The organism is Mycobacterium sp. (assembly GCF_052144515.1).
In the GTDB taxonomy this organism is placed as follows: Bacteria; Actinomycetota; Actinomycetes; order Mycobacteriales; family Mycobacteriaceae; genus Mycobacterium.
In genome coordinates this window covers 1-14,600 of the sequence record NZ_JBKQQD010000570.1, presented here as the reverse complement: position 1 = coordinate 14,600, position 14,600 = coordinate 1, and the positions used below count along the sequence as shown (strand labels likewise).

Below are 14,600 nucleotides of genomic sequence, written 5' to 3'. Positions count from 1 at the left end.
GCACCGGCGGCACCGGCGGCACCGCCAGAACCTTCGGCGCCGGCGCGGCCACGGGTTCAGGCGGTGACGGTTGTGGCGGCGGCGCCGGCGCCCTCAACTCCGGCGGTACCGGCGGTGACGGTGGCGGCGGCGGAGCCGGTGGCGGCGGCGGTGCGGCCAGAGACATTAACGGTCTCGGGGGTGGCGGCGGTGGCGGCGGTGCGGGCGGCGACGCCAGCGCCACCGGCGGCGACGGCGGCAACGGCGGCGGTGCCGTAAAAACCAGCGGCCCCTTCACGGCCACCGGCGGCGCCGGCGGCGCCGGCGGCGCCAACGGCACCGGCGGTGGTGGCGGCGGCGCAGGTACCGCCCAGACCGGCACCGGCGGCGAGGCCAACGGGGGTGCCGGCGCCGATGGTGCCGCCGGCGGGGCAGGCGGCATCGGCCCCTACCTTCCCCCCTTTACTAACGGCGGCAACGGCGGCACCGCCCCTGGCGGCGGCGGCGCCGGCGGCGGCGGCCTCGGCGGCGGCAACGGCGGCGGCGGTCAGTCCAGCTAGCACCGACTAACACCGGCGGCGGCGGCGACGCCGGGGGTGGCTACGACGGCGGCGGGGCCGGGGTCGTAGTCACCCTCAACGGCGGAAACCAGCGGCAGCGGCGGTGACGGCGGCGACGGCGGCTCCTGACCCACTGCCACCGGCGGCACTGGTGGCGCCATCACGGTGGACGGCACCGCCAGCAGCCCGGGCGGCGGTGCTGGACGCGGCGTCGTAGCTGCTGGGTAAGGCTGAGACCGTCACCGTTGTTGGCTGATGCACCACCTGGCAGCAGATAGCGCCCGGCGGCGTGGCGCCGCCGGTGCCGGGGCGAACAGCGGTTGCGGTCCTGATCAGCCGGGTGGTTACCCGGTGCGGCGGTTCGGAGCCGCCCCTACCGTGGCTGGGCGGCGGGGGCTCGTGGTGGCCGAGGCAAACGATGGGCGGGTTTGACCCGCATGCCCGCAACCGGATGGCTGGGCGCCCAGCTGTCTGAACTGACAGCCGGTTGCGGCGGTGTCGGCGGCGGTAACGGCGGCGACGGCGGCCAAGGCGCCGACGGCGTCACCAACAACGCCGGCAACGGTGGGGCGGCCGGCCCATGGTGCGGGCGGCGGACCGGGCACCCCGTAACGGTGGGTCCGGGTGGGTGTATCGATGAGCTGTTTGCGCGTAGGGGGCGCGGGTCATAGGCGGCTAGGAGGCGCCTGCCGTTTCGCTTAGCCGCTCGTGCTGAATTCGACGGCTTCGCTCGCCTGTCGGCTCGTTCAGGCGCCGGGGGTGTTACCGATGAGCTCGACCCCTTTGCCGTTCCATCGGAACTTGACCGTGGTGCTTAAGCCGATACCGCTGGGGTACGTCAATGCCACCGTGTCGCCGGTGCACTGCGCGGTGTCAATCCCGTTGAACCCGAACGTGTCCGGTACCCCTTGCGGTATGTACTTACCCAGATGAAACATCACCGCCCGGGTGGTGGCGTTTTCGGCGTTGGTGTTGGCCTTGACGATGACGGCGGACAGCTGAGCGCACTCGTTGTAGTTACCGGCCAGCGGTTCTGGGTTCCAGGGCTGTGCGCTACGCGGATCACGAGGTAGCTCGGAAACCACTTTGGCGATGGTGGGAGCGGCGAGATTGACCGCGCACGGATCGGGCGGCGGTGGGCTGCTGCTGGTAGGGGCAGCGGGCGCGGCGGCCCCCGTCGGCAGGCCCGGCGTGCTGGAGGTGGTCGTCGAACTGGTGGCCGTGGCCTGCGGCGTCTTGGCAACAGTGGAGTCCCCCGAACCGCAGCCGGTCAACGTCGCAGCGACCAATACGACAGCCGACAGGCCCGTCAGTGGCTCGGCGCGGCAGGGTAGCGACCACACATCGCGCACGGTACCGCCATCGGGCTCGCAGGTGCGGCAGGCGTGGCCGCGTGCCCGACAACCGCCGCGCTCCACGCTGCGGTCGTCACCACTAAACTCCATGAACAATGGCCCCCTCCGAAAATCCGCCCGACGCATCCCCTGCGACCTTTGCCGACCTGCAGATTCATCCCTCAGTTCTGCGGGCGATCGCCGACGTCGGCTACGAGTCACCGACGGCCATCCAGGCGGCGACGATCCCGCCGCTGATGGCGGGTTCCGACGTGGTGGGGCTGGCACAGACCGGCACCGGCAAGACGGCAGCTTTCGCGATCCCGATCCTGTCCAAAATCGACATCACCAGCAAAGTAACCCAGGCGCTGGTGCTGGCGCCCACCCGTGAGCTGGCTCTGCAGGTGGCCGAGGCGTTCAGCCGCTACGGGGCCCATCTGCGCCAGCTCAACGTGTTACCGATCTACGGCGGGTCGTCCTACGCCGTGCAACTGGCCGGCCTCAGACGCGGCGCTCAAGTCGTCGTCGGCACCCCCGGCCGGGTCATCGACCACCTCGAGCGTGGAACGCTGGACCTGTCGCATGTCGACTACCTGGTGCTCGACGAGGCCGACGAGATGCTTGCCATGGGCTTCGCTGAAGACGTAGAGCGCATCCTGTCCGACACCCCGGAATACAAACAGGTAGCGCTGTTTTCGGCGACCATGCCGCCGGCGATCCGCAAGCTCACCACCAAGTATCTGCACGATCCATTCGAAGTCACTTCCAAGGCGAAAACTGCTACCGCCGAGAACATTTCGCAGCGCTACATCCAGGTAGCCGGCCCACGCAAGATGGACGCACTGACCCGGGTGCTGGAAGTCGAGCCGTTCGAGGCGATGATCGTCATCGTCCGCACCAAACAGGCGACCGAGGAGGTCGCCGAAAAACTGCGTGCCCGAGGGTTTTCCGCCGCAGCGATCAACGGCGATATCCCGCAGGCACAGCGGGAGCGGACCATAACCGCGCTGCGAGAAGGCGGCTCCAAAGGTATAGACATCCTGGTCGCCACCGATGTGGCCGCGCGGGGGCTCGATGTGGAGCGGATATCGCATGTGCTCAACTACGACATCCCGCACGACACCGAGTCCTACGTACACCGGATCGGACGCACCGGCAGGGCCGGCCGCTCGGGCAACGCGCTGTTGTTCGTCTCCCCACGGGAGCGTCACCTGCTCAAGTCGATCGAAAAAGCCACGCGCCAAGAGATTTCCGAGGCCGAATTGCCTACCGTCGAGGACGTCAACGCACAGCGGGTAGCGAAATTCTCCGATTCCATCACCGACACGCTCGGCGGTCCGGGGCTAGAGCTGTTCCGCCGGCTGGTCGAGGATTACGAACGCGAGCACGACGTCCCGATGGCTGACATCGCCGCGGCACTGGCGTTGCAGTCCCGCGACGGCGAGGCGTTCCTGATGGCACCCGAGCCGCCGCCCGAACGGCCCAAGGCGCGCAACCGCGACGAACGTCGGGACCGTCCCGAAAGGCCCACGCACACGCGGTCCTTCACCACGTACCGCATCGCCGTGGGCAAGAGGCACAAGATCGGTCCGGGCGCGATCGTCGGCGCCATTGCCAACGAGGGAGGTCTGCATCGCAGCGATTTTGGCCACATCGCCATCGGACCGGACTTCTCACTGGTGGAGCTGCCGGCCAAGCTGCCCAGCTCGACATTGAAAAAGCTGGAAAACACCCGCATCTCGGGCGTGCTGATCAACCTTCGGCCGGAGCGGTCATCCGACAAGGCACGCAACCGCGATGGCGGCAAGCCTCGCAGAAACCGCACCGGATGACCCTGTCCGAAGAGAGAGACGCGCAGGGCGGACTCGAACAGACGTCCGGGCCGTACCGGGTCGCATCGCTGACCGGTATCCGCGCGGTCGCCGCCCTCCTGGTCGTCGGGACCCACGCGGCATACACCACGGGCAAATACACCCACGGCTATTGGGGCCTGGTCGGTGCGCGGCTGGAGGTCGGCGTCCCGATCTTTTTCGTGCTCTCCGGCTTCCTGCTCTTCCGCCCGTGGGTGAAATCGGCTGCCACCGGCGGGCCGCCACCTTCGCTGAGCCGCTATGCGCGGCACCGGGTTCGGCGCATCATGCCCGCCTACGTCATCACCGTGCTGATCGCCTACGTTCTGTATCACTTCCGGGAAGCGGGACCGAACCCCGGACACACCTGGTTGGGACTGCTGCGCAACCTCACGTTGACGCAGATCTACACCGACGGCTACCTGGGCAAGTACCTGCATCAGGGGCTGACCCAGATGTGGAGCCTCGCGGTAGAGGCGGCCTTCTACGTCGCGCTACCGCCGCTCGCCTACCTGCTGCTGGTGTTGATCTGCCGGCGGCGCTGGCAGCCGAAGCTGGTGCTGGCCGCTTTGGCGGGGATGACGTTGATCAGCCCGGGCTGGTTGGTTCTGGTGCACGCCGACCACTTTTTTCCCGACGGCGCCCGGCTGTGGCTGCCCACCTACCTGGCCTGGTTCCTCGGCGGCATGCTGCTGGCCGTATGGCAGGCGATGGGTGTGCGCTGCTACGCGTTCGCGGCCATACCGCTGGCGGTCATCTGCTATTTCATCGTCTCCACCCCCATCGCGGGCGCGCCCACGACGTCGCCGGCGTCGGTGAACGAGGCCCTGTGGAAGACCGTCTTCTATGCCGTGATCGCCACGCTGGCGGTGGCCCCGCTGGCGCTGGATGGCGGCGCCGACATCCAGGGCTGGTATGCCCGGGTGCTCGCCACCCGGCCGATGGTGTGGCTGGGTGAGATCTCCTACGAGATCTTTTTGATCCATCTGGTGACGATGGAATTCGCGATGGACTACGTGGTTCGCGCGCACGTCTACACCGGCTCCATGCTGAACCTGTTCGTCGCGACGCTGGCGCTGACGATCCCGTTGGCCTGGCTGCTACACCGCTTCACGCGGGTGCCGAACTGAACACCGCGTCCCCAGTTAGATAGGTTACCCTGTCCTAAGTTTGCGCAACGCCGATGAAGGATGTCAGGACATATGACTGAACTCAAACCGTCGCGGGGCTGGCAGGGCACGGTGATGAAGCTGATGCGGGCCGGGGACTACCGGCTCACCGTGACCGGCCGGCGCGAGATCACCCCGCGCTACCTGAGGTTGAGCTTCGATGCCGGCGGCATGCTCGACCATCACCCCGTGCACCCGACGATGTGGATCCGGATCTGGTTCGCCGACGGGCACCAGCGCGGTTACACGCTGGTCGACCCGAAGCCCGAGGCCGACACCTTCGACGTCGAGTTCGCCCTGCACGAGGGCTGCGCGTCGGACTGGGCACGGACGGCGCAACCCGGTGACACCGTCGAGGCGACGGTGCTGGGCAGCAAGTTCGCCATCCCTGACCCGCCGCCGCACGGCTATGTCATCGTCGGCGACACCGCGTCGCTGCCCGCGATCAACTCTCTGCTGGAGTCGATCGGCGACGCCCCGGCGCGCGTCTTTTTGCAGTCGTGCTGCGACGACGACAAATGCCTGCCCGTGGCGCGACGTGACCCCAAAATCAACGTCACCTGGGTGGACCACAAGGACGACTGCGACTCGCTGCTCGAGGCCGTGCGTTCGGCGGCCTTCGACGCGGGCGACCATTTCGGCTGGGTCGCCTGCAACACGCAGACCACGCGTGCGGTTGCCAAAGTACTGCGCGAGGACTTCGGTATTCCGAAGAAATCCATTAAGGCGCAAGCCTATTGGATGGCCTGACCAGCCGATACCGCCACGGCGGCGCCGCGCCAGTCCTTGGCGCCAGTTCTTGGCTTAGCCAACGTCTTCCAGCGGTGTCCGGTATGGCTCCTCGATCGGCAGCCGCTCGCCGGGCATCCTTTCCCCTTCGGACTCGGCTGCCTTCGCCGCCGGCCGGGCGGCTTGCACCGCGGCCGAGGGCGCGGCAGCAACCTGTGCCGACGTGATGGGCTTTGCCGCCGGCGGCCTGACCGGCTCCGCGGGCGGTGCGGCCACAGCCGGTTCCGCTGCGGTCGCTTCGGCCTCGACCGGCGCGGGTGGTGCAGCCGGTGCCGGCCCAGCCGGCCCAGATGGCCCAGTGGATCCGTTGCTCGATGCCGACGCAGCCTGCGAGGCCATCATTGCGCCCATCATCGCGCCGGGAAGTATCGACGTCCCTGATATCCCGGACACCCCGGGTGCCCCGGTTGCCATAGCCGGCGCGGGTCCCGCAGCGCTAGCAGAGGTTGCAGCGGCCGGCGCGGCTGCCGCATCGGCGGGTGCCGCACCGCCCGCGGCGGCGCCGGGTGCCGACGCGGCTGCTGCGCCTGCCCCTGCCCCTACCGCGCTGGCCCCTACCGCGCCTGTCGCTGCGCCGCCCGATACCGGCGGTGCCACTGCCCCCGCTGCCCCCGATGACATCGGACCGCTGCCGCCCATCATCGCTGCGCCGCCGCCCCCGGCCATGCCACCCATCCCGCCCAGCATCCCGGGCAGGGTCTGCATCAGCTGCGACAGCGGCGCCAGCGTCGACGCGGCCGACGAGGCTCCCGCGTGGTAGCCGGCGATCGCCGACACGTCCTGGGCCCACATCTCCTCGTAGAAGCCCTCAACGGCCATGATCGCCGGGGTGAGCTGTCCCAAGGTGTTCGCTCTGATTAGCTGGACAAAGCTGTTCCGGTTGTTCGAGATCGCCTGCAGCGGCACCGTCATGGAACGCGCCGCCTCGTACGCGGCCGCGACCAGCTGGGATTGCATTGCCGCGGTTTCCGAATGGGTTGCCGCTGCAGTCAGCCACGCCACGTATGGCGCTGCGGCTTGCGCCATCGCCTGCGACGCCGCGCCCTGCCACGCCCCGTTCGTGAGATTAGAGGTCACATTTCCGAACGAGCTCGCCGCCTGGCGTAAGGAACTGCCCAACGACTCCCAGGCCTGCGCGGCCTGACGCATCGGGCCCGACCCCGCACCGGAGAAGATCCGCAGCGAATTGAGCTCTGGAGGCAAAGTGGGGTATTGCATCACAACCCTTCCTCGGCCGGTCGCACCGCCGTAACTGCATCACCGGCATCTGTCCGCGATCGCGGCGGCTGGCGCGAAGCCCAATCTCCGCGAACCCGCTCTCGTGCCGCTTCTCCCCTCTAGGGGCACCAAACCCACCAACCATCAACTGATGACCGATGAGCCATAACATAGTCCAATTTGGGGCCCGGTCCGGCAATTTCGACGGAAAAAAACACCGCCTTCATACATCGGACATATTTTGGCAAACCGGCGACCCGTGCCGCCGGCCGCGAAATTGGCTCTAGCACGCTATTGACGGCGGCCCCGAGGGGCGGTAGCGCACGGGTCCGACTATCGGCCGGCGGTGACCTGCGTCACGACCGGGACGACGAATTCCTCGATCATCGCCCGCTCGTCGGCGTCGTCCTGGCCCGGGAACATCAACAGCGAGGTGATCACCCGCACCACCCAACGGGCGCGGCGCTCGGTGGTCGCGGGGTCCTCAGCGCCGAGTGAATTGACGAACGCCGCGGCCAGGGCCGTGATCACCTCGGAGTGTCTGGCGATCTCGCCGCCGATCGGGGGGCGGGTAATGGCAAACCACGACGCCAGCGCCGGGCTCTCGCGGACCATCCGCAACGTGACCGCGATGCTCGCGATCAGCCGTTCGCGCGGGTCGTCAACACCGTCGATCCGGTGCTTGATCTCGCGGCTCAGCCGGTACGCCTCGCGGTGCACATACGCGGTTCGCAGCGCCTCGCGGTTCTCGAAATACCGGTACAGCGTCGCGCGGGAACAGCCTGCGGCCCTGGCGATTTCATTCATCCCGATCGAAACGGGGTCCCGCTGTGTATAGAGCTGTTCGGCGGCGTCCAGGATCCGGTCGGCAGCCACCTCGGTGCGGGTGGCCGCCAGCCAGTTGTTGCCCGGCATCAGCGCTGCACCGTGATCGGCACCGACAGCGGACGCCGCACGTAGCTGCCGCCGGCCCACGCGATGCCGGCCTCGTCGACCTCGAAATCGGGGCAGCGGGCCAGCAGCTCGGTCAGCGCGACCCGCGACTGCATCCGCGCGGCCGCCGCGCCCAGGCAGTGGTGTGCGCCGTGGCTGAAGGTCAGGATGTTGCGCGGGCAACGGGTCACGTCGAGCTCGGCGGCGTCCGGCCCGTACTGGCGTTCGTCGTGGTTGGCCGACGCGTACAGCAGCAACACCTTGCGACCGGCCGGAATCGTGGTGTCGCCGATCGTCACGTCGCGGGTGGTGGTGCGGGCCAGCCCCTGCACCGGCGACGTCAGCCGCAGCAGTTCCTCCACGGCGTCCGGGATGCGGTCCGGGTCGTCCACCAGGAGCCGCCGCTGATCGGGTCGCCGGTGAAGCAGCGGCATCGAACCGCCCAGCATGCCGGTGATGGTGTCGTTGCCGCCGGTGACCATCGTGAACGTGAAGGCCAGGATCGACAGCGTGCCGGCGATGTCGCCGACCCCGCCCCTGCTGCCGATTCCGGCAGATACCAGATGCGAGATGATGTCGTCCTCGGGTTCGGTTCGGCGCCGCTCGATCAGCCCGGTGAAGTAGGCCGCCATCGACCCGACCGCCTCACCGGCGGTCTGCAGCGCGCCGGCACCAGCGCTGAAGCCGCTGTCGGCGGTGTTGGCCGCGACGATGGCCTGGGTCCAGCCGTCGAACTGCACCCAATCCTGCTCGGGAACCCCGAGATAATGCGCGACGACCATCGACGGCAGGGGCTTGAACAGCTCGGTGACGATATCGCCGCCGCCCTCGGCGCGCAGCTTCTCGATGCGCTCGACGACGAACTCGCGCACTTTGGGCTCCACCGCCTCGACCTGTCGCGGGGTGAAACCGCGCGACACCAGCTTGCGGAACTCGGTGTGCACCGGCGGGTCCTGCATCACAAAGGGCGGATTGTCTTGCAGCCCAATCATTTCCAGGTCGCCGTAGTTGACCGTCAGCCCCTGCGCGGACGAGAAGGTTTCGTGGTCGCGAGCCGCCGCCCAGACATCGGCGTGCCGGGAAAGCACGTAGTAGTCGTGCTCCGGGTGCTTCGGAGGGACGACTTGGTGCACCGGGTCGTGGTCGCGCAACGCGCGGTACATCGGCCAGGGATTGGGCCAGGTGTCGGCGGTGGCGAGCTGAAATGCCACCGAACCATTGTGAGACACCACAGCTGTCATGTCTTATTCGTACGACAAATCAAGGGCGCTGTCAATACCGCCGAAACTGGGCCGAAAAGTTTAGCGAAACCTGTCGATTCTCAAACTGTTTGTCATGTTCTCATCCGGGTTGTCATCTGTTTGTCATTTTGGACACGACGGTGAGATTATGGGGGTGATCCCGAGATCAGGGACACGCTGTGGTGCCCGCCGGCCGAATCGGTGGTGGCACCGCTAGCCAAGTGCGGTTCGCGTATCCGCGGTTTTGCTCCGTACCAATAGAACGGTGGCTTTTATCTGCTAGAGCCATGGTCTGCGCCCACTCTGCGGGTTTACGATTGTCAACGGTGCCAACGTGATTGAAGCGAGGGTGGCCGATGAAGGAGATAACCGACGCGGACAGCGATGTCGTCGACGTTGCCTACAAGGCCATGAATGGCGAGATCCGGGTGATGCCTTGGACTGACGTCGATCCACTGGCGGTGGCCGATGGCCGTCCCTGGCGGGAATTTCCCTGGTATCTGGGCCAACGTCACTACTCGGGTATGTACTGGAGTGCTACCGAGGCCAAGCTGGTCGGGTACGAATCATTGCTGGAGCTGTCGCGGCTGTTGATGGCCGACTTTGACCGCTCATCGAAACGTATTGTCAGCCAACCATTTCAGATCAAGGCTGCCATCGAGGGAGAGCGCCTCACACGCATTCCCGACTATCTCGTCCTCAGTGAGGAAGAACCCCTGGTGATCGATGTGACTCGAAAAGCACGGATGGACAAGCCAAAGTACGCGCGTCTCTTCGACCTCACGCGCCGCGTGGTCGAATCCAGAGGCTGGAAATATGAACTGGCACACGAGCCCCCGAGGACCGAGTACCTCAATATCCGATTCCTGGCCGGATACCGCCGTCCGTGGTTGTTCCACGAGAGAGTCGTCGATGAGGTTCGCCGCGCGGCAGAAAGCGCGCCAGGATCTACGATCGGCGAAATTGCTTGTGCTACTTCGTATCCGAAGCGAACTGCGCTACCCGCGCTGATGCACTTGTTGTGGCGCCAAGACTTGGCGGTGGATATCATCGAGCGGCTGTCACCAACGACTGTCGTCTGGGCCCGGCCGTGACACGGCAAGGCGACTACGGCAGGCGTCGGGGGGCGGCTGTGCCGGTGGGTGTGGGAACCACATTCGCCTACGACGGCGAAACCGTGACGATCGTAAAGATGGCCACCTCAGGGCACGGAAACGAGGTCGTCGTTGAGGATCGTGGCGGTGCGCGTCGCTACCAGCTATCGATGCGTGAGCTGTTGGCATCCGGGCGGGCATCGATCATCACTATTGGCGACGGCCCCCGCGCGGATGACGATATCGAGCTTGCCGGGGTCCTGCTCTCTAACCTGTCTGAGCGGCAGCTGGCCGCGGCGACCGAGAAGGCTGACCACGTCCGTGAAGTGCTCACCGGATACCGATCAGGATGCGCCGAGACCGCGCGATGCGATGAACCGCGCCCGCAGTACGCGCCGGATCTGCCGCTAGCGCGCCGGTATGAGGCCAAAGCAAAAGAGTTGGCCATGTCTGACCGAACCATTCGACGGTGGGCAGCGGCATATCGGGATCATGGCGAAGCGGGCTTGGCGTATCTGAGTTGTACCGATCCATTGGGCCTGGCCGATCCCCGCTGGCTGGCTACCGCAGAGGAGGTGATGTTTGAGCACGCGAACTCATCTCGGCCCAACAAGAGGAACATCATGTTGCAGACCCGAGCCCGACTCGATCTGACTTATGGTCCTGCTGTTGTTCCGAGCCCGTCGAGGGCAACGGCCTACCGGCGACTTCGACAACTCGACCGGCGGGTGCCGACCTTCACCGGCAGCCGTGCACGCAATCGCGATGTTGCGGCCAGGGTCGATCGCGAGTACGGGCAGCTGCGGGCAAACCGCCCCGGGGAGTTTATGGTCATGGACACTAATTCTCTGGATGTGTACGCCCTAGACCCGGTGACTTTGAAGTGCGTGAAGGTAGAGCTCACCGCGGCAATGGATGCCTACACCCGCTGCATCGTCGGTCTGCGGGTGACACCGACCACGAATTCGCTCGACGTGGCGGCCACCATGTTCCAGGCGTTCCGTCCGTTGCCAGCTCCAGCGCATTGGCCGGACTACGCAGTGTGGCCCGAGCACGGCATCCCCCGAGCGGTGTTCCTAGACGTCGACGGGTTGGAAGGCCGAGCCAACGCGACAATGCATCCGGCTGTGGTCCCGGAAACAATCGTGATCGACCACGGGCGCCCGTTCAAGAGCCAGCACATCAACAGTGTGTGCCAACGAATGGGCATCTCCATACAGCCGGCGCGACTGAGGACCGCCAGCGACAAGGGCATCTTAGAGCGGTTCTTCTTGACACTAAGATTGGATCTGCTGCAGTACCTCCCCGGGTACAAGGGCCCCGACGTCTATTCGCGGGGAGTGTCCCCGGAGTCCGAGGCGATGTTGTATCTCGACGAGATTGAGCAGTTGATCCGCCAATGGATCGCCTGTGTCTACCACCACGGTCCCCACGACAGCCTGTTCGACCCCGACGTGTCCGGGCACCAGTTCTCCCCGGCGCAAATGTTTCAGCATGGCGTCGAGCGCGCCGGCTACATCGAAGCGCCACGAGATCCCGACCTCGCGTTTGAATTCTTACGCCCGGTCGCGCGACGAATCCTCCACGACGGCGTGAGCTACAACAGTCGTATGTACAACGGCCCCGGGCTGAACGGATTGCGCGAAACCGATAGCCCTAATCTCGGTGAAGCCCAGCGCCGCTGGCACATACACGTCAACCCCGACGACATCACCAGGGTCTATCTGCGCCGGTCAGACACCCGAAAATGGTGCACTCTCTTATGGAGGGATGCGCCGTCCGACCTGCCGATGACCGAGGACGGCGTCAAGTATGCCCGCCGACTCGCGGCGGCCCGTGGCACATCAACGGAACCTGATGCGGCATTGGCGGGGATGCTCGAGGAATGGGGTATCGGGTTGGGCCGCAGCACAGTCGAGCGGCGAATCGCTCTGCGCCTGGCGAAAGAACGCGCCGAACTCCTCGGAGAATTTGCCACTGAAGACGAACCAGATGCGCGCGTCTTTATTGCTGAATGCCGAAAAGCCCTGGCAGCACCAGCTTTCGAGGCACCCCGGGAAGTCGAAGCACACACCGCCGACGACGACCTCGATATCTATAACGCCGAGGGCGACGCCGGCGACGAAGAGGGGATCGAAGATGAGGAGTACTACGCAGACGCGTTCGAAGAATCGTGACCCAGCAACGAACGAAAAGATCTGTACTGCAACAAAATTACCGAAGTTATCTGATCGGGGTCGGACGTCCACCGCGCGCACCGCGGTCCGCAAAAAGGTCGCGAGCTTCGACAACCTCACCTTGTCGCGCAAAGAAGGCTTCCAGACCAAGGCAGAGGGGCCACGCAGGGAACAGCCCGACGAATTGACGGCCACGCAGCTGCGCAACCTAGGAAGCAGCGCCCACTACGAGTACGACGAACAACGCGACATCTGGCATGCAAATCTGCCAACCGTCAAGACCACACAGCTGATCGAATTACACGAACACCTCACCGATATCGTCGCCAGCAACCGACAAGACGGGGACAAAGCCAAGGGCGCTATCGGCATCGAGGGCAGCGCCGGCATCGGGAAGACCCACGCGATCCTGGATTACGTGTACGGATATCACAACGAGCAAATCGCCAGGCATGGTCGCATGACTGAGGCGGGCGACGAACGATGGCCAGTATGCCGCGTCGGGATGACCGGTAACACCGGGATCAAAGACTTCAATCGCGCAATGCTCGCGTTCTACAACCATGCCGGTACGCAGAGGGGCACGGCCGCGCAATTCGCCGACCGGGCACTTGACTGCGTGCTGTCCTGCGAGACGAAGCTACTCGTTGTCGACGACCTGCACTTCCTCAAACAACGCACCACCAGCGTGCAGATCAGCAATCAGTTCAAATACATCAGCAACGAATTCCCACTCACCATCATCTTCATCGGCATCGGACTACGACAACGCGGCCTCTACAGCGACGGTGACTACGCCGACGGCATCCTTGGTCAAAGCGGCCGACGCATCACACCCTTACATCTGCGCGAGTTCACGATCGACAGCCCCGGACACCGCCGGGAATGGCGCCGACTGTTGCTTGCGATCGAGAAGCAACTCGTGCTGGCCCACAAGCACCAGGGGATGTTGGTCGATCGCTCGGACTATTTGTTCGAACGCAGCTCTGGCCGCATCGGACCGCTCACCACCCTGATTAATCGTGCCTGTCGGCGCGCGATACGCACCGGCGCTGAATATATCGACCAAGACCTGCTCGAGCGCGTGCCAATCGACGCCGCCTCCGAACAACAACGACCTGAAATGCGGGTCAAGATTCGCAATGCGAGTAAAGCGAACTGACTCCGGGCTCACGCAAGACCCGCTCGCGGGGCGGGACGGACGCTGCCAGGGACAACCGCGGGCGTCGGCGGCAACGAACAAGCGGTCGCTGCCCACGCGGGTCGATCCGATGCCCGGCGAGGCGCTGGAGTCGTGGCTGGCCGCGTTGGCCACCCGGATGGACGCCACCTGGGGTGAACTTCTCGACGCGGTCCTGCCGACGGGCGTCGACGGCATCGCGGCGAGTTACCGCGGAGCGGTGTTGACCACGAGTCTGACAGCCCAAGAGCGCCAGGCTATCTCGGCAGCAACGACATTGGATGAAAGGCAACTGGATTCAATGACGATTGCGGGTAGATACGGCGCCCCGCTCATCACGACGGACAGTCACACCGGTCGTCCTCGCACTCCCTGGGGACTGATCTACCGACAGCGGTATTGCCCACTGTGCTTGAAGGCGCGGCCCGGTCGACGAAAACTCGAATGGTTTCTGCCATGGATGTCCGTCTGTGTCGAGCACCGCTGCTTTCTGGTCGATGCATGCCCACAGTGCGCCCAGCAGCAGACGGTGTTTGATTGGTTCGCCAGCAGGCTCTATCCACATCCCGACCGGTGCGACCGGTTGGTGAGGAGCTCTACTCCGCCCTATCGATGTCCAGCACGCTTGGCCAGAGCCCGTCCCGACAAGCTGCGGGAAGGACACTGTGTGCTGACCATGCAGCAGCGCCTCACTGAACTGCTCGCAATGCCGACCGTCGACGAAGGGGTCTATCACCGGGCTCCGGTGAGCCCCGAACAGCTGCTCATCGACCTGCATGTGCTTGGAAACTGGATCGTCAAAACACCTAAAGTGCCCGAGTTGATCCAAGTGTTCGGCGGACGCCCGACCGACCACGAGGTGGGCAAATGGGTCCACCGATTGAGCTTTCCAGCGATCCCGGGCCAGCCCGCCGACCATCCTGCGGGCATGCCCAGCACAGACCGGATCGCGCTCAAGGCGCCGGCGGCGTGGGTGGCCGCGGGCGTGACAGCGGCCCTTGTCGTGCTGCTGCAGCCCTCCTTGCACGAAGCCGAAGAGGCCTTACGGACAGCCATGCCCTCGATAGGTACCCGAG

At 65.6% G+C, this 14,600-nt stretch carries 14 protein-coding genes; 9 read left to right on the top strand and 5 right to left on the bottom strand.

Features of this window, described 5'->3' with window-relative positions; genetic code table 11:
- Positions 1 to 539: hypothetical protein (locus tag ACLP9N_RS39690; RefSeq protein WP_442412518.1), on the top strand; the 539-nt coding region annotated here is incomplete at its 5' end.
- Here ACLP9N_RS39690 and ACLP9N_RS39685 read toward each other — a convergent pair.
- A complete protein-coding gene (locus ACLP9N_RS39685) occupies positions 536 to 715 on the bottom strand; it encodes a hypothetical protein (protein ID WP_442412517.1) in 180 nt (59 codons plus the stop codon). The genes ACLP9N_RS39690 and ACLP9N_RS39685 overlap by 4 nt on opposite strands.
- Positions 716 to 976: 261 nt before the next feature.
- On the opposite strand from ACLP9N_RS39685, the gene ACLP9N_RS39680 reads away from it, so the two are divergent.
- Positions 977 to 1,210, top strand: coding sequence for a hypothetical protein (locus tag ACLP9N_RS39680; protein ID WP_442412516.1), 234 nt, complete (start codon positions 977 to 979; stop codon positions 1,208 to 1,210).
- 75 nt (positions 1,211 to 1,285) lie between these two features.
- Here the strand turns inward: ACLP9N_RS39680 and ACLP9N_RS39675 are convergent, their stop codons facing one another.
- The gene (locus ACLP9N_RS39675; protein ID WP_442412519.1) at positions 1,286 to 1,891 is read right to left on the bottom strand and encodes an LppP/LprE family lipoprotein; all 606 of its coding nucleotides are present in this window, start codon (positions 1,889 to 1,891) and stop codon (positions 1,286 to 1,288) included.
- Between the two features lie 98 nt (positions 1,892 to 1,989).
- On the opposite strand from ACLP9N_RS39675, the gene ACLP9N_RS39670 reads away from it, so the two are divergent.
- The 3 genes from ACLP9N_RS39670 to ACLP9N_RS39660 all read left to right on the top strand — a co-directional run bounded on the left by ACLP9N_RS39670 (position 1,990) and on the right by ACLP9N_RS39660 (position 5,642).
- Positions 1,990 to 3,705 carry a DEAD/DEAH box helicase gene (locus tag ACLP9N_RS39670; protein WP_442412515.1) on the top strand — a complete coding sequence of 572 codons (1,716 nt, stop codon included), beginning with the start codon at positions 1,990 to 1,992 and terminating at the stop codon, positions 3,703 to 3,705.
- Positions 3,702 to 4,853: an acyltransferase family protein gene (locus ACLP9N_RS39665; RefSeq protein WP_442412514.1), complete on the top strand. Its 1,152-nt coding sequence runs from the start codon at positions 3,702 to 3,704 to the stop codon at positions 4,851 to 4,853. The genes ACLP9N_RS39670 and ACLP9N_RS39665 overlap by 4 nt, the downstream gene beginning before the upstream one ends.
- Before the next feature lie 72 nt (positions 4,854 to 4,925).
- The gene (locus tag ACLP9N_RS39660) at positions 4,926 to 5,642 is read left to right on the top strand and encodes a siderophore-interacting protein (RefSeq protein ID WP_442412513.1); all 717 of its coding nucleotides are present in this window, start codon (positions 4,926 to 4,928) and stop codon (positions 5,640 to 5,642) included.
- A gap of 54 nt (positions 5,643 to 5,696) precedes the next feature.
- Here the strand turns inward: ACLP9N_RS39660 and ACLP9N_RS39655 are convergent, their stop codons facing one another.
- From ACLP9N_RS39655 to ACLP9N_RS39645, 3 genes are all read right to left on the bottom strand, one after another.
- On the bottom strand, positions 5,697 to 6,899 hold the full coding sequence (locus ACLP9N_RS39655) for a PPE family protein (RefSeq protein WP_442412512.1): 1,203 nt from the start codon (positions 6,897 to 6,899) through the stop codon (positions 5,697 to 5,699).
- A 333-nt stretch (positions 6,900 to 7,232) separates the two neighbouring features.
- Positions 7,233 to 7,814 (bottom strand): TetR/AcrR family transcriptional regulator, encoded by a 582-nt coding sequence (locus ACLP9N_RS39650; protein ID WP_442412511.1) that lies wholly within the window; start codon positions 7,812 to 7,814, stop codon positions 7,233 to 7,235.
- A complete protein-coding gene (locus tag ACLP9N_RS39645; protein WP_442412510.1) occupies positions 7,814 to 9,073 on the bottom strand; it encodes a cytochrome P450 in 1,260 nt (419 codons plus the stop codon). The genes ACLP9N_RS39650 and ACLP9N_RS39645 overlap by 1 nt, the downstream gene beginning before the upstream one ends.
- A gap of 356 nt (positions 9,074 to 9,429) precedes the next feature.
- Here ACLP9N_RS39645 and ACLP9N_RS39640 point away from each other — a divergent pair, with 356 nt between their 5' ends.
- The 4 genes from ACLP9N_RS39640 to ACLP9N_RS39625 all read left to right on the top strand — a co-directional run.
- Positions 9,430 to 10,167, top strand: a complete 738-nt coding sequence (locus ACLP9N_RS39640) for a TnsA-like heteromeric transposase endonuclease subunit (protein WP_442412509.1) — start codon at positions 9,430 to 9,432, stop codon at positions 10,165 to 10,167.
- A complete protein-coding gene (locus ACLP9N_RS39635) occupies positions 10,164 to 12,344 on the top strand; it encodes a transposase (RefSeq protein WP_442412508.1) in 2,181 nt (726 codons plus the stop codon). The genes ACLP9N_RS39640 and ACLP9N_RS39635 overlap by 4 nt, the downstream gene beginning before the upstream one ends.
- Before the next feature lie 121 nt (positions 12,345 to 12,465).
- The gene (locus tag ACLP9N_RS39630) at positions 12,466 to 13,506 is read left to right on the top strand and encodes a TniB family NTP-binding protein (RefSeq protein ID WP_442412507.1); all 1,041 of its coding nucleotides are present in this window, start codon (positions 12,466 to 12,468) and stop codon (positions 13,504 to 13,506) included.
- The coding region (locus tag ACLP9N_RS39625) for a TniQ family protein (RefSeq protein ID WP_442412506.1) at positions 13,487 to 14,600 on the top strand (1,114 nt) is incomplete at its 3' end. The genes ACLP9N_RS39630 and ACLP9N_RS39625, both read left to right, overlap by 20 nt.

Excerpts from the sequence above, each read along its gene's own strand:
- ACLP9N_RS39645 (WP_442412510.1), bottom strand. The coding sequence starts at position 9,073 with ATGACAGCTGTGGTGTCTCACAATGGTTCGGTGGCATTTCAGCTCGCC.
- ACLP9N_RS39660 (WP_442412513.1), top strand. The coding sequence starts at position 4,926 with ATGACTGAACTCAAACCGTCGCGGGGCTGGCAGGGCACGGTGATGAAG.
- ACLP9N_RS39665 (WP_442412514.1), top strand. The coding sequence starts at position 3,702 with ATGACCCTGTCCGAAGAGAGAGACGCGCAGGGCGGACTCGAACAGACG.
- ACLP9N_RS39650 (WP_442412511.1), bottom strand. The coding sequence starts at position 7,814 with ATGCCGGGCAACAACTGGCTGGCGGCCACCCGCACCGAGGTGGCTGCC.
- ACLP9N_RS39670 (WP_442412515.1), top strand. The coding sequence starts at position 1,990 with ATGGCCCCCTCCGAAAATCCGCCCGACGCATCCCCTGCGACCTTTGCC.
- ACLP9N_RS39655 (WP_442412512.1), bottom strand. The coding sequence starts at position 6,899 with ATGCAATACCCCACTTTGCCTCCAGAGCTCAATTCGCTGCGGATCTTC.
- ACLP9N_RS39640 (WP_442412509.1), top strand. The coding sequence starts at position 9,430 with ATGAAGGAGATAACCGACGCGGACAGCGATGTCGTCGACGTTGCCTAC.
- ACLP9N_RS39680 (WP_442412516.1), top strand. The coding sequence starts at position 977 with ATGCCCGCAACCGGATGGCTGGGCGCCCAGCTGTCTGAACTGACAGCC.